The following is a 22,112-nucleotide window of genomic DNA, read 5'->3' as shown; positions in this document are numbered from 1 at the left end:
CGTTCTACATGCTCCTCTTCTTCAAAAAGGAGATGAAAGCATGATTTTCACCTTATAATATCATCTAACATTAAAAATTCTTTTTATTTTATTATTTTATCATCATTTTATTAAATCTATGTAAACAGTATGTAAATTATTGTACAAGAGGTAAATCAATGATGAATGTCGTTCCACTGCCAACCTCACTAAGCACATTAATTTCTCCTTTATGCAACTCAATAATATGTTTTACAATGGAGAGTCCAAGTCCAGTTCCACCGGAACCTCTTGAGCGTGCTTTATCTACTCTATAAAAACGTTCAAATATTCTAGGCAAATCTTTTTTTGGAATACCAATACCTGTATCAGAGATTCGAATTCGTACCTTTTCCTCGTTCACATCCTCCGACAAATTTAAATATTCTATTCGAACTTCAATGTGTCCACCTTCTGGCGTATAATTAATGGCATTGGACAATAAATTAATGAAAACCTGTCTCAAGCGATCTTCATCCGCTTCCATATACAAATCTTGATTCACTTGAAAATCGAGATTTATTTGTTTTTCAAGTGACTGCTTTCCAACCATTTGTATCGTTTTTTGTACAAATGGCTGCATGGCTATTGCTGAGTAGTTAAGCGGTACGGCTTTTGATTCTATTTTTGAAAGATCTAATATGTCACTAATCAATCTATTAAGACGATCACTTTCATCATATATAATTTGCAAAAATGATTTTGCAGTCTCTTTATCATCAAGAGCCCCTGATAATAAGGTTTCTGAAAATCCTTTCACAGCTGCGATCGGTGTTTTTAATTCATGTGACACATTTGCTGCAAAATCGCTTCTCATTTTTTCTAACTTGCGAATCGCTGTAATATCATGCATGACAATTAATATGCCAGACCACTGCCTATGATCCTGATAAAGCGGCACAAGATTCATTTCAAGCATTCTTTCTTCTGGATAATAGAAAGTTAATTCTTCACGTATGTGTTGTTTGGTTTGAAAACAGTTTTGAATTAAAGTAACTAGTTCCTGGTTTTGTTTTGTATCATCATAACGCTTCCCTAAAATTTCATTCTCTTTCATTCCAAGAATGTTCTCTGAAGTCCGATTTAATAACACGATTTTTCCATGACGATCTATCATGATCACACCGCTAATTAAATGCTCCAGGACAGTTTTAAGCCTGATTTCATTTTCAGATATACGCTGCATTTGATATTGTAAGCTTGATGCCATCGTGTTGATGGCTTTTCCCAAACGGCCGATTTCATCCTTGTTGTATATTTTTACTTTAGATTTATAATTTCCTCTAGTAATCTGCTGAGCTACTTTCATAATGTTTTCTAGTGGGCGTGTTAATCCTCTAGTAATTAAATAACTAATCACTGCTGTGACTATTAATAAAAATAAGATACCGATAATATAATACGTCCATAACTCATTCGCGTTGTATTCTACCTCATCCAAATTGATTGATAAACGTAAATAACCCATAGGTTGATTTTGATTATGAAATGGTGCAGCAACATAGAGCATATTATGTTTGATTGTATCGCTGTATCTGATTGATGTCCCATACTCTCCATTTTCTGAAATTGATAAAATTTCTTCACGAAATAGATGGTTGTCCATTTCTTCAGGATTAAAATCGGACTCACCTACCACATTACCTTCAAGATCAATAAAAGTAATCCTAGCCTCTGTAGATTTGCTAAGTTCTTCAGCACCCTCACTAAAATAAGCAATAATTTCTTGATTACTCACAGTTTCTTGCCATGTCAACGTATTTTGAATGATTTTAATTTCCTGCAACAACTGTTCTTTTAAAAACTGAAGCTGTGAAGCCTTTAATCTCTCCACAGTAAAGATCCCAGCAGCAAGTGCTGTTACTGCTAGTAAGGCAATGATAATTAACGTGAGTCTCATTCTTAATCTAACCATTAGAGCACCTATCCTTTTACGTCCCAAAATGAAGAAATATTTTTTTAAAAAAAGATATCCTAGTATCTTGGGGATACTGGGATATTATTTCATCATTATTATTATTTTAAAATACAGTTTCTTTAAACTTAGCTAATTTTTCTAACGAAGATTTCTCTACATCAGCATGCAAGCTGTTTCCATGTGCATCCATCGTAACGATTGCTGCAAACCCTTCGACTTGCAAATGCCACATGGCTTCAGGAATACCAAACTCTAAAAAGTCTACGTCATCTACTTTTTTAATCGACTCGGCATAATATTGAGCTGCTCCTCCTATAGCATTTAAGTAAACACCACCATGTTCTTTCAAAGCTGATAATGTTTTTGCTCCCATGCCACCTTTTCCAATTACAGCACGGATACCAAACTTTTTAATAATATCCCCTTGATAAGGCTCTTCTCGAATACTTGTTGTTGGTCCCGCAGCTTTCACGATATATTCGTCATCCTCTTTACTCATTACTGGACCGCAATGATAGATGATTCCGCCATTTAAATCAACAGGTGAATCATTCTCCATCAAATATTTGTGTAAAGCATCTCGTCCTGTATGCATAGATCCATTTATGATAACAACATCCCCAACCTTCAGATTTCGAATTTGTTCTTCCGTAATCGGGGCCTGTAATACTACTTCTTTACGGTCATTTGACTTACTATCTTCTTTTGAAGCAGACTGTAATTGTTGTTTCTCTTCTTGTTCTTCACTACCTTTGTTATATACCCATTGTTTAATTTCTCCGGAATTAGCGTCTATTACTACACCTAAACGACGAAAAGCCCAACAATTGTAAGCTACTGATACAAAAAAACTTGCTGGCAAACGATTCATTACACCTATTTTACATCCAAGCAGTGTGACTTCTCCACCAAATCCCATAGTTCCAATTCCTAATTGATTTGCATTTTCCATCACATATTCTTCAAGCTTTTGTAAATCTGCATTAGGGTTTGTATCATTTACTTCTCGGAAAAGCTGTTTTTTAGCGAGTTCATATCCTGTTGTACGATCTCCTCCAATACCAACTCCTATAAATCCAGCACTGCAACCTTGTCCTTGTGCTTGGTAAACAGAATGTAAAATGCATTTTCGAATACCGTCAAGGTCACGACCAGCTTTTCCTAAACCTTCAAGCTCCATTGGCAAGCTGTATTGAATATTTTTGTTCTCACAGCCTCCACCCTTCAATATTAAACGAATATCAATGTCCTCTTTTTCCCATTGTTCAAAATGAATGACAGGAGTCCCTTCCCCTAAATTATCTCCACTGTTTTCTCCTGTTAAAGAATCAACAGAATTTGGACGAAGCTTGCTGTCTTGTGTAGCCCTTTTTATCGCTGATAAAATGACCTTTTTCATTTCAATTTGGTTGGCACCAACTGGAGTATGTACAACAAAAGTCGGCATCCCCGTGTCTTGACAAATAGGTGAGACATTCGTTTCAGCCATATTAATATTGTTAGAAATCGTTGAAAGAGATAAAGCTGCTCTTGTTCCCTGATTTTCTTTTGATTTTGCATTTTTGATAGCATTACGTACGTCAGTTGGTAAATTCGTTGATGTTTCAACAATTAATTGATACACACTTTCTTCAAATTGATTCATGTGAATAACTTCTCCCCTCGAATATATGAATGTATAATTGTATATTTCAATCTTTATCTTATAATAGATTCTGTTAAGATTAGGTTAAAAATCACCTTCATTATTATATCATAAAGTTCATCCATCATAGTATACAAGAGGAGGATAATAATATGGTTGCTGGTTTTAAAGCTCTGGTTTAAGCCCTGCAATTTCATAAGCATCACGGATTAAATCATAATCTTGATCATTAACTGGATCGAAAGATTCAAAGCCTGTTCCTTCTAATGCTTTTGATAATTCATCACTTTTTTCTGTAAAAGCTTTAACTACATTTTCTTTAATGTCTTCAGGCAAATCGCATTTAAATGAAATTGGATCAGGTGGAATTAAAACTGATTCTGCAATGATGCGAATGTTATCTCCATCAACAATTCCTTTTTCAACAAACCTAGGCAGTTTTCTGCTGGACATTACACCTACGTCCACTTGTTTCTTTTCTACTGAAAGTACATTTGCATCATGACTTCCGGAATAAATCACTTCCCCTAAATCCGTATCAGGATCGATCCCTTCATTTACAAGAGTGTATCTACCAAAGATATGACCAGAAGTAGAAGCTGGATCTGTAAATGCGATAGATTTCCCTTTAATATCTTCCAATGATTGAATATCTGAATCTTTATGAACTACAAAAATACTGCGATAAGGCACAGAGTCTTTAGATTGAATCGCAGAAGCGAAAGCTTCAACACCTACATCTACTACTTCTGTAGCCAACATATATTCTGAAGGACCGAACCAAGCTAAATCCAAATGTCCTGCGTTTATCGCTTCAACAACTGCTGGATAATCAGCACCTACACTTGCTTCAATCGTATATCCTGTTTTTTTTTCTAGGTACTCAATAAATGGGGCATAAGCTCTTAAAATTTCTGCTGAATCTTCATCTGGAGCAAGACCCAAACGAATAACAGTTTCCTCTGGACTTCCTGTTTCTGAACTACAGCCTGTGACTAGAATACTAACAACTAACAACAACATCATCATGAATGAAGTAATACGTTTCATTTTCGTACCCCCAAGTGTTTTTTAACTAGACCAATTAGGTTTCGTTACTTTAATAGTAAGACAATTGGGTCAACTGAGAGTTATCTTCATGTAAAAAACGATGTTAATATTATTTATTTTTCAAAAGTTAACTATTAATAAAATTAATAATTAACTTATAGTCTCAATAAATATATTTCGTCCTAGTTGGATGACAAATTATCATTCTTAAAAATCTATTTTCTGCATAGAAAAAAGCGAAAAGAAAGTCATTTTCACCCTTTCTTTTCGCTCATTCAGATGCTTTATATTATATATATTAAATTACTTTTTGACGTAGTTTTCCTGAAACAAAATCTGTTAAAGATACTGTTATGATAATAACTAAGATAATCGTCAGTGCTTCATCATAACGGAACAATCTCATAGAAACTATTAATTCATGACCCAATCCACCTGCTCCAACCAAACCTAAAATAAATGCATGACGAACGTTGGATTCTAGACGATATAATGTATAGGTGATGGCCTCAGGTAATATTTGCGGTAAGATAGCCCAACGAATCACTCTAAAACTCCCTGCCCCTGTACTTTCCAAAGCTTCTCTTGGCCCTGGATCTATATTCTCAATCGATTCTGCATACAACTTTCCAAGTTCACCACATGAATAAACTGCTAAAGCCAGAACACCAGGAAATGTACCAAGTCCAACTGCTGCTACAAACACTAGTGCCCAAATCAAATCAGGAATAGAACGAAGTGTATTTAGAATCCCCCTTGTTAGACCATATATAATCTTATTAGATCCAAATAAATTTTTTGCTGCACCAAATGAAAGAATCGTACTAAAAACTACAGCTATGAATGTTCCCCAAATTGCAACTTCCAATGTTCTTAATGCTGGTGTGACCAATCGAGATAAAATGGATAAATCAGGTGGAAGCGAGCGATAAATCAAATTAAAAATATCAGGTATACCTGCAATAAACTTCATAGGACTTAACTCTAAATCATATGCACTCCATACTCCAAATGCAATAACGGAAATAAAAATCAGTATTTTAGACAGCGTGCTTTTTTTCTCCATATTCTACAACTCCACCATTATATGATCTGTTTTTCAATTGAATGATTCGTATTTTCTTTTTCTTTGGTTACATCATAAATCTCAGCTAGATCTCCATCAGTCAAAAATCCTGCAGTTGTGTCAATGACAACTTTCCCACCTGCAAACCCAATCATTCTTTCTCCATATTGCTTAGCAAGCTCTATTTGATGCAAACTAATCACTACTGTTATGTTTTCTTCTTTATTAATTTGTTTTAATAATTCCATAATTTCTCCTGAAGTCACTGGATCCAAGCTGGCGACTGGCTCATCTGCTAATATTATTTTTGGATCTTGTGCTAAAGCTCTTGCTATACCTACTCGTTGTTTTTGTCCTCCACTTAATTGATCTGCTCGTTTATGAGCAAAGTCAGCAAGCCCTACGCGGTCTAAAAGTTCAAGTGCTTGTTTTTTTTCTTTTTCTGTATACCACCCTAGTATCCCTCGCTGAGATGGAATGTTTTGCAACATTCCACATAAAACATTTTGCAAATTCGTTAGTCTGTTCACAAGATTATAATGCTGAAAAATCATAGCAACATTTTTACGAATCTTTCTTAAAGAAGAAGAATAATAACGAAGCTCATCACCATTAATAAAAATACTTCCTTCTTCCACTTGCACAAAACCTGTCATACTTCTTAAAAAGGTTGATTTCCCTGCTCCACTTCGTCCTAAAATCGTACAAAATTCACCTTTTTCTATTTCTAAATGAACTTGATTTAGTACCTTTTGAGAATTGCCTTTATATGAATGACTTACATCAAAAAAATGAATTGCTGCATTACTGTTCATCATTTTTTAATCAACCTCCATCATTTGTCATACGCAGTTTTGATCTGTTTCCTTCTTAATGAAGATTATAAGTTAACATATTTATCGTTAAGTTAAGGGAATGTAAAATACATTGTTAACACTATTGTTTTTTAAGACATTTCGTATTAAATTTATTAATAAAGTGGACAACAAAATTCAAAATGATATAACTATGAAAATGATCATTATAAACGACTGTTCATTTCTGGGAGGTCAACGATTTGGACTTTAAACAGTTAGAAGCGTTTCAAGCCGTACTTGATGAAGGCAGCTATTCTGATGCCGCAAAAAATTTATTCGTAAGTCAACCTACAATCACAGTTAGACTAAAGGCATTGCAAGATGAACTTGGTGTAGCACTATTTCAGCGATACGGACGGAAAGTGAAACCAACTTTGGCAGGCAGAATTCTTGCTTATTATGTCAGCGATATATTGAACCTGCATAGCAATGCAGTTCAAGCTATTCAAGATACTAAACAAAACAATAGTAAAACTTTAAAAATCAGCACAACTTCAACTGGTACGTATGTCCTCCCCCCAATTACTAAAGGATTTCAAGAATCATATGAAAACACTCGTATTTCATTATCTATAAGCAATGTAAAATCTGCAGTTACCCAACTGAGAGAACAGAAGACCGATCTCGCTGTAATAACTTCACCCATTGAAAAAAACGAATTAAGTTCGGTCATTGTTGGAGAAGATGCCTTAGTACTTGCTGCTCATTCAGATCATCCACTTGCAGGCAAAAAAAACGTCTCCATCAAAGATTTGAAAAATGAGTGCTTTATTATACGGGAACAAGGTTCTGATACGAGGCAGCAATTTGAACTATGGTGTCATCAAAATCATTTTTATCCCAACAATTACATTGAAATCGATCAACCTGAAGCTATTCGTATCTCTGTACTAAATCATGTTGGGCTAGCGGTCATGTCTAAATTCATTGTGCAAAGCGAATCAAAATTTTCATCACTGTCGATTTTAGATGTAGAAGGATTCCCTATTCATCGATACGTTCAAGTATTAATGCAGCCGGATAAACAAGAGGACGTACTCACTCAAGCGTTTGTTCAGTATTTGAAAGAAAAGCTGAGCACTATGTCATAACTAAAAAGCGGAGTATCTATTTGCTCCGCCTTCTTTTTCTTATTATTTATTTAGATAAGTCCTGCATCATAAATTTCACAATATCACAGTTGAATTCATAGTCTTCCTTAGGTCTTCTCGCATTCACAGCTAAAATAGGGACATCTTGCTCAAACTTGGAGCCATGTGTACGGACATTCACTTCTAGTTCCTCATCTTCTAATTCTCCAAATGCTACTTCTCTAGTAGAAAAAATTACAATATCTCCAATTGGATCAGGTGGTAACAGCAATTCTTTTACAGCCTCTTCTTTTGTATAGATACTCTCAACAAAATCGTATGTTTTTAGATGTTCTAATAAATCCTCTGTTTGACTCTTATCTTTTGCAAATATATAAATTGCTGATCCTTCTTGATAGCGATGGTTTTCTAAGTAACGGTCTTTCAAAGGCAACATACAGAAAGTATCAAATGGGGTTTTATCCAACTTTTTCTGCAGATCAACAAGAAGCGTTTTAGATTGCATTCCATGGTCTGCCGTAATATATATTTCTCGTTCAGGATCAAGTTCCAACATTTTTCCTATCCAATAATCCAATACTTCCATTTGTTTTTTTGCAACATCAGTATCTGGCTCATAATTATGCATAGTATAATCGTTTGTTGTGCAATATACTAAATCTGGATTTTCTTTTTCAAGCAATTTATAACAAGCTTCCATAATCCAGTTGTTCGCTTCTGGTTTTGATACTGTTTCAGGTGGCATTTCCATCCCTAAGTGATGAATCATTTCTGGATCTGTTTTTTCTGCATTTAATCCAAAAGTAACATTTTCCCCGAACACCTCTTGCACTTTCCCTTTAACTACAAATAATCCAGTACTAGCTCCACGAGAAGCATAAAAATCAAGAATCGTTTCTTTATTTAAAAAACCTTTTCCTTGAATATAACCATGCTCTCCTGTCTCAGGATTATAAAAATAATTTCCAGCTACTTGATGTTCTATTGGGAATGAACCTGTCAAAATCGTAGCATGGTTTACATTTGTCACAGAGGGAAGTGCAGATTTAATCATTTTATGGAATCCACGTTTCCCTACCTCAAGAATGTTTGGAGTAACCCCTTGTTCTAAATATTCTTTTGCGCATCCATCTATCAAGATGATTAGTGCTTTTGGCATCATATTCATTTCCTCCTTGTTATAATCTTGAATTTATATTTTCTTTTTCATGTCACACATCCATTGCGTGTAACATCTATTTGCTTGATTAAAAGTATAAGTCAGCAAATTCATCATCAGGTTAACGGAATGTAAAATCACATGTTAATGTTATTCCTTTTTCATATGTAACTGATTAATTTTTTTAATATTAATTTGACACTAATACACCCAACCTATCCTGAACAAAAAAATAACCATACAACTTATGCATGATTATTTTTTCATTTATGATCAATAGAACCTATGAGGAAAACATTTTCTAATTGGTGCTAATAACGCTAAGATGATAACCAGCAATATAAATAAGACTAAAACAACTATAGCAAGACCTACAATGAAAAACATAAAAGAAATCACCTCCAAAACAGTTCCTGCTACAGTATATGTCTAGTACAATCTAAAGGTTTGGACGTATCCCTATATACAAATGTCTAAATTTCAATATAAATACTCAAACATCTGTTTTTATTTATTTCGTTTTTTTCATTTAATTCTTCATAACAATTATCGTATAGGCCTCATATGATATTGGAAATCATAAAAAGTTGGAGCGAGATCTTTATGGAAAATCATCACTTTTTAGCTTATATGTACAGACTTCGGTACATTAAACGGTGGAGTCTAATGCGTAATGTTGTGGATGAAAATGTAGCAGAACACAGCTACCATGTCTCACTTATTACACATATTCTGTGTTCTATAGCAAATGAGGTTTTTAATAAGCCTATTCATACAGAAAGAGCAGTTAGTTTAGCTTTATTTCATGATGCCACTGAGGTTTTCACAGGAGACATCCCAACCCCTGTTAAACATCATAATAACCAAATCTTAAATAGCTTCAGAGAAATAGAAGAATTAGCATCAGATCATTTAATGAATACGGTTCCTGATGTATTAAAAATGCAATATGAAACTTTAATACAAAATAAAGATGATGATGAACTAATACAATATGTTAAAGCTGCGGACGATTTAGACGCTTATATAAAATGCATTTCGGAACTGTCTGCAGGTAACAAGGAATTTGCAACCGCTAAAAAAGATATTGAATTAAGTTTACAAAATATGAACATGCCAGAAATTGACTATTTTCTATCTTATCTTGCCCCTAGTTTTGAAAAAACCTTAGATGAACTAAGTCTATTTAGCAGGAATAAAGGGAAGCCTAAATAGATGAAATTTCTAAAAATAGCAACTGCATCACTCAAGCTATATGGTTTATCCAATAGTTGAAATGATGCAGTTATTCCGTTCGAATACTATCCTATTCATTAAAAGGAGGAGGTGCTCCAAATCTAATTTTTCTCACTAAATTAAAATTGTGAGATAATACATACTATGCTTAGAACACTGATTTGGTCTAGACTAGGTTCATAGTTCTAATAACTATTTTAAGATTTGTTCATTGTTCAACCTCACTAAATATACAGTGAGGTTTTTTGAGATTGCAAAAGAGCGCATCGGTGGTTTGCTTTATTATCCTATTCATATCCCATTATAAGGGATAATATATTCTATGTTTCCAAAATCTATTTTGTATACATAGATTACCCAAGACAAGCACACATATTCTCATGATTCCTTGACTAGCATAACCTAAAAAATAACTTTTTCTTGAAGAAGGGGTTAACAAAAGAGCTTCAAGTGTTCCTTCGCGTAATTCTGTAATTAAGGCTCGTCTCACTAAATCCACTCTAACCATTTACCTTGTCATTGCTATTGTATGCGGCATTACTTTCCCAATTGAATATTTACCTGAATTTATTCAAAGTATTGGTATCATCATGCCTATGACCTATGGTTTAGAAGCTTTTAGAGGCAGCGTACTAGAGGGCAGCAGTCCAATTATGATCAGTCCGTCATTATGGAAGTTAACTCTGACAGGTATCGTTTATTTTATCATTGGCTCAATATCTATTAAAAAAATGGAGAAAAAAATACTTGAGAAGCATTTTTCATAATAAGGAGGAAATGATTTGATTGAAGCTAAGGGAATCATAAAAACATATCAACTAAAAGAAAAACTAGGGTTTTTTAAACAAAAGAAAAAGGTAGTTGAGGCAGGTATAGATTTATCCATCCATGAAGGAGAGATTGTTGGTTTATTAGGATTAAATGGGGCAGGCAAAACAACTACAATTAAAATGTTATCTACATTACTAACTCCAAATAAAGGTTCAATAAAAGTTGATGGATTAGATATTATAAAGGATGCTAAAAAAATTAAAAAGAATGTGAACATGATCGCAGGTGGCGAGAGAATGTTGTACTGGAGATTAACAGCAAGAGAAAATTTAATATATTACGGAAAATTATATGGTTATACAAGTCAGCAATTACATCATAAAATTGAAGATTTACTTCGATTAGTAGGTCTTGAGGATACAGGAGATATACCTGTTGAAAGATTTTCAAAGGGTATGAAACAACGATTACAAATTGCAAGAGGGTTAATTAATGATCCAAAATACTTATTTTTAGATGAACCCACCCTCGGTTTAGATGCACCCGTTGCAAAACATCTCAGAAATACAGTAAAAAAACTAGCCAAAGAAGATCGTAAAGGAATATTATTTAGAAGAGGTGGAGGAGCTTTGTGATCGAATTTATATTATAAATAAAGGAAAGGTAATCCTTCATGAAACACCAGAAAATATAATAAAAAAAGCAGCAAATCATCATTATTTGGATTTAGTAGTAGAAAAGCTTTCGAATGAAGCAGAAATAAAAATTAAAAAAGCATTAGGTTTAAAAAATGCACAAATGCATACCAACTCATCTGAACAAGAGATAGGAATGCAGATTACTTCATCATCAGACTTATCTTCCTATGCTATAGAATTGCTTGCAAATGAAAATATAAAGGTGATTAGAATGGAGACAAAAAAACCAAAATTAGAGGATGCCATATTGGCTTTAGCAGAGGAGAAAAGTGCATGAGTATCTTCCATATTTTAATTGCTGAATTTCAAAAAGCACATAAGCACCACTTTCATAGCAAAATGGTCTATTTTTCATTGTTTCTGTGGCCTATATTATTATTTATAGCTTCATATTACTCCTTCAAACCATTCAATTTAGGAGAACATAGTCCATTATCCAAATATATTGAAGTAGATCAACTAGGCTTATTTTTATTAACTGAATTTTTAGCATACACTTTTTTTTGGTGTTTAGTTCAATCTGCTTGGCAAATGTCTTATGAGAGAAGCGCAGGCACACTTGAACTAATATTTTTAACTCCTGTTTCTAGAATGATGTTCATGTATGCAAGAGCAGCGGCAAATTTATTCGAAGCGGTGTGGTTATTTACTTTGTTCACTTTATTAGCTATTTTTTTTGTAACAGACGTTTCATCCTTACATTGGATTAACATTCCATTAGCATTTATGATGCTGTCTATTTCTGCCATAGTATGGGGAGGTTTCTTAAATATCCTGTTTTTGTTTTCACGCGACTCCAGCATTTTATTTACCGTACTTGAAAAACCCATGCAGTTTTTTTCTGGTGTTCGTATCCCTGTACTAGCTTTTCCGCTTTGGGGAAAAATAATCGCATTTGCCTTTCCTTTAACTTATGTATTGGATATTTTTCGAGATCTAGTCATAAAAGGAGTTCCATATTCTGAATTAACAACTTCATTTCTTTTACTAGCTGCAATACTGATCGTTCTTTTCCTTATATCCATTTGGATCCTAAATAGGGCTGAAAACCATGCGAAAAAAACAGGAAATATGGTTTTAGTTTAAATATTCTTCTGGTTCGATAATCATATTTGAGGTCAAAAAAAACATCAAACGCATAGATATAACGTTTGATGTTTTTTATTTTAGAGCAATGTAGGATTATACATTAAAACTAAAATAAAAACTAAAGCGATCGCATTAATAAAACTAAACATTTTTGCTTTTTTATGATCCGAATCAATTGCACTTCCATCTCTTACTCTTTTTAAAGGTTTTGAGATCATTCCTGTCATTGCAAACATAACTAACAGCAATAATATTACAACAATCATCCAAGGTACTGTAATACCTTCTACTTGACTAATTAGATATCCACCTGAAAGAAAAGCGACAATTAATATGTACATTCCTACTCGATTGATAAATACAGATACTTTTGCCATTTCTTCTGACCCATTTTTTAAAGTCGTAATAAGAAATGGAAGTAAAATGTAAGCGATCAATAATAAACCTACTGTTGAATGAAGATAAAAAACAATATCCATTTTTAATAACCCTCCATCATAATGATACCCACACTACTACTCAACCCTTGCACATGGGCAAACTTAGATTTTGTCATCACCTGTGCGTTAATGATAACAAGCACTGCTTATGCCAATTCTAATACCGCATAGTCATGAGAGAATTATGAACTTTGCAGCCTAAATTGTCTATAAGCTCAAAAAAGAGTATGGAAAATTCCCATACTCTTTTTATCCTACCATGTTTACCCTTTGTCTACAACACTTATCACTTTACGAACTGATTCTGCTGATTTATCTAGAGCAGATTTTTCTTCATCCGTTAATTCCAACTCAATGATTTTTTCAATTCCGTCTCCACCAAGAATCGTTGGAACACCAATAAATAAGTTGTCGTATCCATACTCACCCTCTAAAAATGCAATGGAAGGCAATACTCGTTTTTTATCCTTTAAGATGGCTTCAGTCATCTGTACTAAAGAAGCAGCAGGAGCATAATATGCACTACCGTTACCTAGTAACCCTACGATCTCTCCACCACCTGTACGAGTACGTTTTACTATGGCCTCAATACGTTCAGCAGAAATTAGTTTATCAATTGGAATACCAGCAACATTTGTATATTTTACAAGAGGTACCATATCATCCCCATGACCACCTAATACAAATCCATGAACATCTTCAACGGAAACATTTATTTCTTGAGAAATAAATGTAAAGTAACGTGCTGTATCTAATACTCCAGATTGACCAATCACGCGATTTTTAGGAAATCCAAGGGTATTATATGCTACATAGGTCATAGCATCTACAGGGTTGCTCAAAATAATTACATAAGAATCTGGGCAATATTTTTTTACACTCTCACATACAGATTTCATTATACCTGCATTTGTATTAACTAAATCATCTCTACTCATTCCTGGCTTACGAGCGATACCAGCAGTAATAATCACTATATCAGCACCTTCAGCATCCTCATAACTAGAAGTACCAACAATATTGCTGTCAAAACCCTGAACAGGACTCGCTTCTAGCATATCAAGTGCTTTACCTTTTGTAGGATTTTCCAACTGTGGAATATCAATTAATACAACATCTCCTAATTCCTTCTGTGCAAGCATTAACGCAGTAGTAGCTCCAGTAAAACCAGCTCCAACCACCGCTATTTTTTTTCTTTGAATCGCCATCTAACATTCCCCTCTCTATATGTAATATTTTTACTTCTATACCTTTTAAATTCCCCTCACTTTATTCAGTGAGGGGATCATAGTGAAGCATTATTTATTTAAATTATGCCATATGTTTAATAATTTCATCTGCAAACTCAGAACATTTCACTTTTGTTGCATTTTCCATTAATCTTTCAAAATCGTAAGTTACTGTTTTATTAGAGATTGCTGTTTCCATTCCTTTATAAATTAGATTTGCAGCCTCTGTCCAACCTAAGTGTTCAAGCATCAATACACCAGATAAGATTACAGAACCAGGATTCACTACATCTAAATCAGCATATTTAGGAGCAGTTCCGTGTGTAGCTTCAAAAATTGCATGTCCAGTAACATAGTTGATGTTTGCCCCTGGAGCAATACCAATACCACCTACTTGTGCAGCTAAAGCGTCAGATAAATAGTCTCCATTTAAGTTTAATGTTGCGATTACATCAAAGTCTGTTGGACGAGTTAGAACTTGTTGAAGTGCGATATCTGCTATAGCATCCTTTACAAGGATCTTACCAGCAGCAACAGCTTCGTCCTGAGCTTTATCAGCTGCTTCTTTACCTTCAGCCTCAGCAATGCGATCGTATTGACCCCATGTAAATACTTTATCCCCATATTCTGCTTCAGCAACTTCATAACCCCAGTTTTTAAATGCACCTTCAGTAAATTTCATAATGTTTCCTTTATGTACTAAAGTAACACTTTTACGTCCATGTTTAATTGCATATTCAATCGCACCTTTTACAAGACGTTTTGTCCCTTCAGAAGAAACAGGTTTAATACCAATACCAGAAGTTTCAGGGAAACGAATTTTATTTGCGCCCATTTCTTTCTGTAAGAATTCAATAACTTTCTTCACTTCGTCAGAACCTTGCTCATATTCGATACCTGCATAAATATCCTCCGTATTTTCACGGAAAATAGCCATATCAACCAATTCTGGACGTTTAACCGGTGAAGGAACACCATCAAAGTAACGTACAGGGCGAAGACAAGTATATAAATCCAATTCTTGACGAAGAGCAACGTTTAAGGAACGAATGCCTCCTCCAATAGGTGTAGTTAAAGGACCTTTAATTGCCACCATGTATTCTCTTATTGCAGTTAAAGTATCCTCTGGCAACCACTCTTTATATTTATTGAAAGCTTTTTCCCCAGCAAAAACCTCATACCAAGCGATTTCCTTTTCACCATTATAAGCTTTGTTCACTGCAGCATCTAAAACACGCTTTGAAGCCGCCCAAATATCTCGACCAGTTCCATCTCCTTCAATGAAAGGAATAATGGGTTTATTAGGGACTTGTAATTGTCCATTTTCGATTGTAATTTTTTCTCCGTTAGTTGGTAAATCGTATTCTTTGAATTGTACCATGTGAATTGGTACCTCCTTCATTCTGTTTATCTTATTTTATTATCTGTTTTCTATGTCTACATATGGTTGGTTTGCTGGGCCAATATATTCTGCACGAGGGCGAATTAAACGGTTATTGTCCAGCTGCTCTAAAATATGCGCTGTCCATCCTGATACACGACTAAATGCAAAAATTGGTGTGAACAAATCACGTGGGATTTGCAAGGAAGTATATACAGAGGCTGAATAAAAATCAGTGTTCGGTTTTAATCCTTTTTTCTCAGTGATCATTTTGTCAATGATAACGGACATGTCATACCATTTCATATTGCCTGTAATTTTTCCTAATTCATAGGACATTTTTTGTAAATGTTTTGCACGAGGGTCACCTGTTTTATATACACGGTGTCCAAATCCCATGATTTTTTCTTTGTTTTCTAATTTCTTCTCGATGTAAGGTTCAGCGTTTTGGGTTGTTTCAATCTCTTCTAACATCACCATTACAGCTTCATTCGCTCCACCATGAAGAGGTCCTTTTAATGTGCCAATGGCAGAAGTCACACCTGAATAAACATCAGATAGCGTTGCAACGGTTACACGAGAAGCAAAAGTAGAAGCATTCAACTCGTGGTCAGCATGTAATATTAACGCTTTGTCCAATGCTTCAATCGCAACTGGATCTGGCTCCTCCCCTGTAAGTGTATACAAGAAATTGTAACATAGAGAAGCATCCTTTTTCGGTTGAATAGGATCTTTCCCTTCGCGAATTCTTGCAAATGCAGAAATGATGGTAGGGATCTTCGCTTGTAGACGAATTGCTTTTCTTACATTCGCCTCCTTGCTCATATCCTCTGCTTCTACATCGTATAAGGCTAAGCTTGAAACCGCTGTACGTAGAGCCGCCATTGCATTTGCACCCTTAGGAAATAACTTGATTTGATCAAGTACTTCATTAGGGATTACCATATTTTCAACTAATTGTTTACTAAATTGTTCTAATTCTGTTTGATTTGGCAATTTACCAAACCACAATAAATAAACAACTTCTTCAAATGTAGCTTTTTCAGCTAAATCATCGATATTGATTCCACGATAAGTTAATACACCATCAATAATTGAGCTGACGGAAGAAGTAGTCGCTACTATACCTTCTAAACCTTTTGTAGGTGCTGTCATTATATACTCTCCTTTGTTTGAGATATAATTTTATTTGAATTGATAATCCAAATATTTACTCTAAAAATTTAATATTCATTCACATTAATGATAAAGGATTTCGAACAGATTGTGAACTCATCTGGACATAAAACTTCATTATCATATGTATAAAGATTATTTTTGCAACAATAACTCCTGTTCATACATTACAGAAAAACTGATAGAATTTTACACTTAAAGTGGTTTCTTCATTTCCTTTAAAATCGGATAATGGTTCCCTTGGACATTAGTTTTTTTATAAAATACAAAATCCATCCCTTAAAAAAACCGCGAGTCACAGGAAGTACAAGCATAAAACCAATCGTATCTGTGAGAAATCCCGGGGTAAGTAAAAGAAGACCACCAGAAAAAATACAAATCCCATCTAAAATAGAGCCTGTTGGTACTCTTCCTGACGACATTTCGAACCTTGCTTGATTCATAACTTTTGTTCCTTCACTTTTAGCTAAAAAAGCACCTATGAATCCAGTCAGTAAAATTAAAATGAAGGTTTCTAAACCACCTATAATTCCGCCCACCGCAATTAAACCCATTATTTCTATAGCAGGTACAACGATCATGATGATCACAAGAAAACGAAACATGACTTCACTCCTTTCAATATCATTATCAGTAAAAAGAACTAATGAAGCATCAGAGGTTGTTTTATATAGATATTATTACCCTTTCAACAAACGTTCATATAATTCTGGTGCTTCTACATCCAATCGAATTGTTTTCCATTGTGAGTTTAACCATACGTGTACTGTTTTTCCAGTTACTAAAATATCTTCACCCTTACGAACTACATTTTCAAAAATAATCTTTTTACTAGTGAATTCAGCTACTTTAGTGTATATATCAACAACATCATCATATTTTGCTGGTCTTTTAAAACTAATTTGTGCATCAACGACAGGAAGATACAACCCTAGTTTTTCAATATTACGGTAACTATATCCCATCTCTCGTACATATTCTGTCCTCCCTATTTCAAACCAATTCAAATAATTCCCATGATATACAACTCCCATTTGGTCTGTTTCCTGATATCTTACCCGTACTGTATGTTTACGCCATTCTTTACTCTCCATTCATACCCCTCCTATTTAATCCATTCTTCTATTTTAACATAATAGAAAAACATAAAGAAAACTCTCCACTTAACGAACCTTGACGAAAAAAAGAGCCGGTCCGATCAGACCATAGCTCTTTAAATGGGAAATTATTTTATTTAATATTTTATAAAGTTTCAGATTTACCAGAATAAATGAACCCTAGTTCACTGTAAACTGAAACGTCCATTCCGTCCTTAAATATGTTTAAAGCATCTTCCACACCAACGATAACAGGAATTCCTAATTCAACACCTACAACAGCTGCATGACAAGTAAGTCCACCTGTTTCTGTAATAATTGCTGCTGCCTTTTGCATCGCAGGAATATAATCTTTATCTGTAGAAACTGCAACTAGAATAGACCCTTCTGTTATCTTTTCATTTGCTTCCTCTGGCGTGCGAGCTGCAACTACTTTTCCAGTAACACTGTTGCTGCCAATCCCTTGTCCTTTTGCAATCAATTCACCAATGTGATGAATTTTTATTAAATTTGTTGTTCCTGATCTACCTATAGGAACCCCAGCAGTAATGACAACTAAATCCCCAAATTGAACATATCCTGCACGTAAACCACTATTTACAGCCATTTCAAACATTTCATCTGTGGATTCAGCTTGTTCACCTTTCACAGGATTTACTCCCCATACTAATGATAAACGACGCATGACTTGTTCGTCTGGCGTAACTGCTATGATTGGTGCTTTTGGACGATATTTGGATACCATTCTAGCTGTATATCCACTTTGTGTAGAAGTGAAAATCGCCTTTGCGTTTAAATCTAAAGCTGAATTTGCAACAGACTGACTTATGGATTCCGTAATTGAAACCTGCTGAAGGCTGGACTGTTTCAAAAAGAATTCTTCGTATTCTAACGCAGATTCTGCTTTTTCTGCTATGCGTGCCATTGTTTGTACAGATTCCAACGGATATTTACCTTGAGCTGTTTCACCAGACAACATAATCGCATCTGTACCATCAAAAATGGCATTTGCAACATCACTAGCTTCGGCTCTCGTTGGACGAGGATTACGCTGCATAGAGTCCAACATTTGTGTAGCTGTAATTACTGGTTTACCCGCTTGGTTACATTTTTCAATCATTCGTTTCTGAACTAAAGGTACTTCTTCTGCAGGAATTTCAACTCCAAGATCTCCACGTGCTACCATTAAGCCATCAGATACTTCTAGAATTTCATCAAGATTGTCTACACCCTCTTGATTCTCAATTTTAGAAATGATTTGAATTTGCTGAGCATCATAACGTTGAAGTAAATCCCTAATCTCCAAAACATCACTTGCTTTACGTACAAATGAAGCTGCGATAAAATCAACACCTTGCTCAATACCGAATATGATATCATTGGTATCCTTTTCAGTGATGCCTGGTAAAGAAATTTTTACACCAGGAACATTGACACCCTTCCTGCTTCCAAGCAAACCGCCATTTACGATTTGACATTTAATTTCTGTTCCTTCAACTTCCGCAACCTTTAAACCTATAAGACCATCATCAATCAAGATTGTTGAACCCACATGAACTTCACTTGGAAGCTTATCATATGTAATCGAAACACGATGCTGATCTCCCAAAATTTCTTCTGTAGTCAAAGTGATAAATTCGTTTGCTACAACCTGAACTTTATCTTCTTTTAATTTTCCAGTTCTAATTTCAGGTCCTTTAGTATCTAAAAGAATGGCAACGGTTTTGTTTAAATCCTCACAAGCTTTTCTAATGTTTTTAATACGATTTCCATGCTCTTCAAAGTCACCGTGGGAAAAATTTAATCTCCCTACGTTCAACCCTGCTACAATTAATTCTTTTGTCTTTTCTAATGATTCACTCGCTGGTCCAATAGTACATACAATTTTTGTTTTTCGCATGATTTCTACTCCTCCTAGTCAAACTAAAATACATTTTCAAGCGTGGTAAAACTTCCTATTCCTCTAAATTTTTTGTATCTATCTTCTTTTATCTCAAATTCATCCAACCCATTAAGTTGTTCAAGATGTCTCAGTATAGTATCTTTTATGTTTTCAGCTTGTTCCTTAACATTCTGATGAGCTCCTCCTTTTGGTTCAGGAATGATATCATCAGCAACTCCAAAATCTTGAATATAGTTTGCTGTAATTTTCATGGATTCTGCAGCAAGAAGGGATTTGGAAGCATCTTTATAAAGAATTGAAGCAGCAGCTTCTGGACTGCTTACAGAATAAATAGCATTTTCCAACATCAGCACTCGGTTACCTACACCTAATGCTAACGCTCCTCCACTTCCACCTTCACCAATCACAATACAAATAATAGGCACTCTAAAACCAGCCATTTCCAACAAATTCTTAGCAATAGCTTCTGCCTGACCTCTTTCTTCTGCTGCTCCACCAGGATACGCACCAGGCGTATCAATAAATGTAATAATGGGTCTTTTAAATTTATTTGCTTGATTCATTATACGTAATCCTTTTCGAAATCCTTCAGGATGAGGCATTCCGAAATTACGTGCAATATTGTCCTTTGTATCTTTTCCTTTTTGATGACCGACAATAGTGACTGGAATTCCATTTAACTTGGCTATCCCACCAACAATAGCTAAATCATCACCATATGAACGATCTCCATGCAATTCAATAAAATCCTCAAAGATATGTTGAATATAATCTAACGTAGTAGGTCGCATGGGATGTCTGGCTATTTGCATTTTTTGTGAGGCTGATAAATTTGAATAAATCTCTACTTCTAAATCCGCATATCTTTGCTCTAATCGATTGATCTCTTCCGCAATATCGATTTCTTTCTCAATACCAAACTTGCGAATTTCTTCTATTTTTGCTCGCAACTCAATAAGAGGTTTTTCAAATGGCAGCTCATTCGCCATAATCACTTTCCTCCTTCGTTAAATGTAAATCCAATAATTTAATTAAAGTGCTTCTCATTTGATCACGTGAAACAACTTTATCTAGCTGACCATGTTTTAAATTAAATTCAGCCGTTTGAAAAGTTTCGGGCAAATTCTGACGTATAGTTTGTTCAATAACACGTCTTCCTGTAAACCCAAATGCTGCACCAGGTTCAGCTATGATGTAGTCTCCCAACATAGCAAAGCTGGCAGGCACACCTCCGAAGGTCGGGTCTGTAATAATGGAAATATATAATCCACCCTGATCACTGAACTTTTTGAGTGCTGCGCTTGTTTTTGCCATCTGCATCAAACTTAAGATACTTTCTTCCATTCTAGCTCCACCAGATGTAGAAAAAATAATTAAAGGATAATTTTTATTCATAGCTGTTTCTATCGCTCTAGTTACTTTTTCACCAACTACTGAACCCATGCTTCCGCCAAAAAATTCAAAACTCATGCCTGCAACAACTACTGGAAATCCCCCGATTGTACCTTCTCCTGTAATAACTGCATCCTTTGAACCCGTTTTTTCCTGATGCTTTTTAATTTTTTCCTTATAACCAGGAAATTCAAGCGGATCTTCAGAAATCATTTCACTGTCAAACTCAAATAAACGTCCTTCATCTAACGTAATTTGAAATCTTTCTTTAGCGTTTAATCTAAAGTGATATCCACAGCCAGAACAGACTTTTAAATTTTTCTCTAACTCTTTATTAAATTGAATGGTTCCACATTTTGAACATTTGTTCATTAATCCTTCTGGAATGTTGTCTCTTTTAGAGTTTTCAGACGGAATGGTTGCATATTTTCTTTTTTTATTAAAAAGATCTTTAAACACTATTACACCTCACAAGGCGTTATATTTTTTTGAAACTCGAGAAGCTCCAACAAGAGCTTTTTTATAAAATAGAATTTATAAGGTTTACAAATTCCATATTTCAAGAAAATCTACCGCTAAAGAAAACTCGATGATTGGCAAGTTCAACGATAGGGGATTTTCTTATAAGATTGGTTTAACATGTATGTATCAATAATGGGACTCTACGTACGAAGCAAAGAGCTCAATACTTCTTGCACTTCTTCTACTTCCCCTTCGGGAACTAAGATTTCATACTGTTTTTTGGATAAGCCGCTAGGTTTTACTTTCACAAAAAAACCTTCAGCAGTTAGGTTATCTTTTAATCGCTCTGCCAATTTTTCAGTAGGCGCAATATAAATTACAGTCCACATAAATGAAGAACCTCCTGAATTTATTCATAATGTATTGATTAAGTA

General features: G+C 34.6%; 22 protein-coding genes and 1 pseudogene. 6 read left to right on the top strand and 17 right to left on the bottom strand.

Annotated features, from left to right (window positions below; all coding sequences use genetic code 11):
• Window positions 1–136: 136 nt before the first annotated feature.
• From pnpS to phnC, 5 genes are all read right to left on the bottom strand, one after another.
• Entirely contained in the window at window positions 137–1,933 is a 1,797-nt protein-coding gene (pnpS, locus tag Q5Y73_RS09940; RefSeq protein WP_305991741.1) for a two-component system histidine kinase PnpS, read from the bottom strand.
• 106 nt (window positions 1,934–2,039) lie between these two features.
• A complete protein-coding gene (locus Q5Y73_RS09935) occupies window positions 2,040–3,581 on the bottom strand; it encodes a fumarate hydratase (protein ID WP_305991740.1) in 1,542 nt (513 codons plus the stop codon).
• 165 nt (window positions 3,582–3,746) lie between these two features.
• Window positions 3,747–4,631, bottom strand: a complete 885-nt coding sequence (locus tag Q5Y73_RS09930) for a phosphate/phosphite/phosphonate ABC transporter substrate-binding protein (RefSeq protein ID WP_305991739.1) — start codon at window positions 4,629–4,631, stop codon at window positions 3,747–3,749.
• A 298-nt stretch (window positions 4,632–4,929) separates the two neighbouring features.
• On the bottom strand, window positions 4,930–5,697 hold the full coding sequence (gene phnE / locus Q5Y73_RS09925; protein WP_305991738.1) for a phosphonate ABC transporter, permease protein PhnE: 768 nt from the start codon (window positions 5,695–5,697) through the stop codon (window positions 4,930–4,932).
• Between the two features lie 17 nt (window positions 5,698–5,714).
• Entirely contained in the window at window positions 5,715–6,515 is an 801-nt protein-coding gene (phnC, locus tag Q5Y73_RS09920; RefSeq protein WP_305991737.1) for a phosphonate ABC transporter ATP-binding protein, read from the bottom strand.
• Between the two features lie 239 nt (window positions 6,516–6,754).
• Between phnC and Q5Y73_RS09915 the strand changes: the two genes are divergently transcribed.
• Complete coding sequence (locus tag Q5Y73_RS09915) at window positions 6,755–7,645, top strand: LysR substrate-binding domain-containing protein (protein ID WP_305991736.1); 891 nt, start codon at window positions 6,755–6,757, stop codon at window positions 7,643–7,645.
• A gap of 46 nt (window positions 7,646–7,691) precedes the next feature.
• Here the strand turns inward: Q5Y73_RS09915 and Q5Y73_RS09910 are convergent, their stop codons facing one another.
• A complete protein-coding gene (locus tag Q5Y73_RS09910; protein ID WP_305991735.1) occupies window positions 7,692–8,807 on the bottom strand; it encodes an alkaline phosphatase family protein in 1,116 nt (371 codons plus the stop codon).
• Between the two features lie 600 nt (window positions 8,808–9,407).
• Between Q5Y73_RS09910 and yfbR the strand changes: the two genes are divergently transcribed.
• A complete protein-coding gene (gene yfbR / locus Q5Y73_RS09905; RefSeq protein ID WP_305991734.1) occupies window positions 9,408–10,019 on the top strand; it encodes a 5'-deoxynucleotidase in 612 nt (203 codons plus the stop codon).
• Between the two features lie 394 nt (window positions 10,020–10,413).
• Here the strand turns inward: yfbR and Q5Y73_RS09900 are convergent.
• Window positions 10,414–10,533 (bottom strand): annotated as a pseudogene (locus Q5Y73_RS09900) (ABC transporter permease); the annotation flags it as partial.
• A gap of 97 nt (window positions 10,534–10,630) precedes the next feature.
• Between Q5Y73_RS09900 and Q5Y73_RS09895 the strand changes: the two are divergent.
• Genes Q5Y73_RS09895 through Q5Y73_RS09880 form a run of 4 tightly spaced genes read left to right on the top strand, consistent with a single transcriptional unit; the run spans window position 10,631 to window position 12,595 of the window.
• Complete coding sequence (locus Q5Y73_RS09895) at window positions 10,631–10,807, top strand: ABC-2 transporter permease (RefSeq protein ID WP_305991733.1); 177 nt, start codon at window positions 10,631–10,633, stop codon at window positions 10,805–10,807.
• Between the two features lie 15 nt (window positions 10,808–10,822).
• Window positions 10,823–11,446, top strand: coding sequence for an ABC transporter ATP-binding protein (locus Q5Y73_RS09890; protein ID WP_305991732.1), 624 nt, complete (start codon window positions 10,823–10,825; stop codon window positions 11,444–11,446).
• Complete coding sequence (locus tag Q5Y73_RS09885; protein WP_305991731.1) at window positions 11,430–11,786, top strand: ATP-binding cassette domain-containing protein; 357 nt, start codon at window positions 11,430–11,432, stop codon at window positions 11,784–11,786. The genes Q5Y73_RS09890 and Q5Y73_RS09885 overlap by 17 nt, the downstream gene beginning before the upstream one ends.
• Window positions 11,783–12,595, top strand: a complete 813-nt coding sequence (locus Q5Y73_RS09880) for an ABC transporter permease (protein WP_305991730.1) — start codon at window positions 11,783–11,785, stop codon at window positions 12,593–12,595. Before Q5Y73_RS09885 ends, Q5Y73_RS09880 begins: the two co-directional genes overlap by 4 nt.
• A gap of 80 nt (window positions 12,596–12,675) precedes the next feature.
• Here the strand turns inward: Q5Y73_RS09880 and Q5Y73_RS09875 are convergent, their stop codons facing one another.
• From Q5Y73_RS09875 to Q5Y73_RS09830, 10 genes are all read right to left on the bottom strand, one after another.
• The gene (locus Q5Y73_RS09875) at window positions 12,676–13,077 is read right to left on the bottom strand and encodes a hypothetical protein (protein WP_305991729.1); all 402 of its coding nucleotides are present in this window, start codon (window positions 13,075–13,077) and stop codon (window positions 12,676–12,678) included.
• Between the two features lie 224 nt (window positions 13,078–13,301).
• A complete protein-coding gene (mdh, locus tag Q5Y73_RS09870; RefSeq protein ID WP_305991728.1) occupies window positions 13,302–14,246 on the bottom strand; it encodes a malate dehydrogenase in 945 nt (314 codons plus the stop codon).
• Window positions 14,247–14,349: 103 nt separating this feature from the next.
• A complete protein-coding gene (gene icd / locus Q5Y73_RS09865) occupies window positions 14,350–15,648 on the bottom strand; it encodes an NADP-dependent isocitrate dehydrogenase (protein ID WP_305991727.1) in 1,299 nt (432 codons plus the stop codon).
• 39 nt (window positions 15,649–15,687) lie between these two features.
• Entirely contained in the window at window positions 15,688–16,803 is a 1,116-nt protein-coding gene (gene citZ, locus Q5Y73_RS09860) for a citrate synthase (RefSeq protein ID WP_305991726.1), read from the bottom strand.
• Between the two features lie 239 nt (window positions 16,804–17,042).
• Window positions 17,043–17,429, bottom strand: coding sequence for an FxsA family protein (locus tag Q5Y73_RS09855; protein WP_305991725.1), 387 nt, complete (start codon window positions 17,427–17,429; stop codon window positions 17,043–17,045).
• Between the two features lie 75 nt (window positions 17,430–17,504).
• Complete coding sequence (locus tag Q5Y73_RS09850; RefSeq protein ID WP_305991724.1) at window positions 17,505–17,918, bottom strand: acyl-CoA thioesterase; 414 nt, start codon at window positions 17,916–17,918, stop codon at window positions 17,505–17,507.
• 148 nt (window positions 17,919–18,066) lie between these two features.
• Window positions 18,067–19,821 (bottom strand): pyruvate kinase, encoded by a 1,755-nt coding sequence (gene pyk, locus Q5Y73_RS09845; protein ID WP_305991723.1) that lies wholly within the window; start codon window positions 19,819–19,821, stop codon window positions 18,067–18,069.
• Window positions 19,822–19,844: 23 nt separating this feature from the next.
• The gene (gene accA / locus Q5Y73_RS09840; RefSeq protein ID WP_305991722.1) at window positions 19,845–20,813 is read right to left on the bottom strand and encodes an acetyl-CoA carboxylase carboxyl transferase subunit alpha; all 969 of its coding nucleotides are present in this window, start codon (window positions 20,811–20,813) and stop codon (window positions 19,845–19,847) included.
• Window positions 20,803–21,675, bottom strand: a complete 873-nt coding sequence (accD, locus tag Q5Y73_RS09835; RefSeq protein WP_305991721.1) for an acetyl-CoA carboxylase, carboxyltransferase subunit beta — start codon at window positions 21,673–21,675, stop codon at window positions 20,803–20,805. The genes accA and accD overlap by 11 nt, the downstream gene beginning before the upstream one ends.
• A gap of 203 nt (window positions 21,676–21,878) precedes the next feature.
• A complete protein-coding gene (locus Q5Y73_RS09830) occupies window positions 21,879–22,067 on the bottom strand; it encodes a glutamate decarboxylase (protein WP_305991720.1) in 189 nt (62 codons plus the stop codon).
• Between the last annotated feature and the right edge of the window lie 45 nt (window positions 22,068–22,112).

The sequence above is a fragment of the Chengkuizengella axinellae genome, from assembly GCF_030730905.1.
In the GTDB taxonomy this organism is placed as follows: domain Bacteria; phylum Bacillota; class Bacilli; order Paenibacillales; family KCTC-33759; genus Chengkuizengella; species Chengkuizengella axinellae.
The sequence above is the reverse complement of the archived record's forward strand: the minus strand, read 5'-3'. Positions and strand labels throughout refer to the sequence as shown.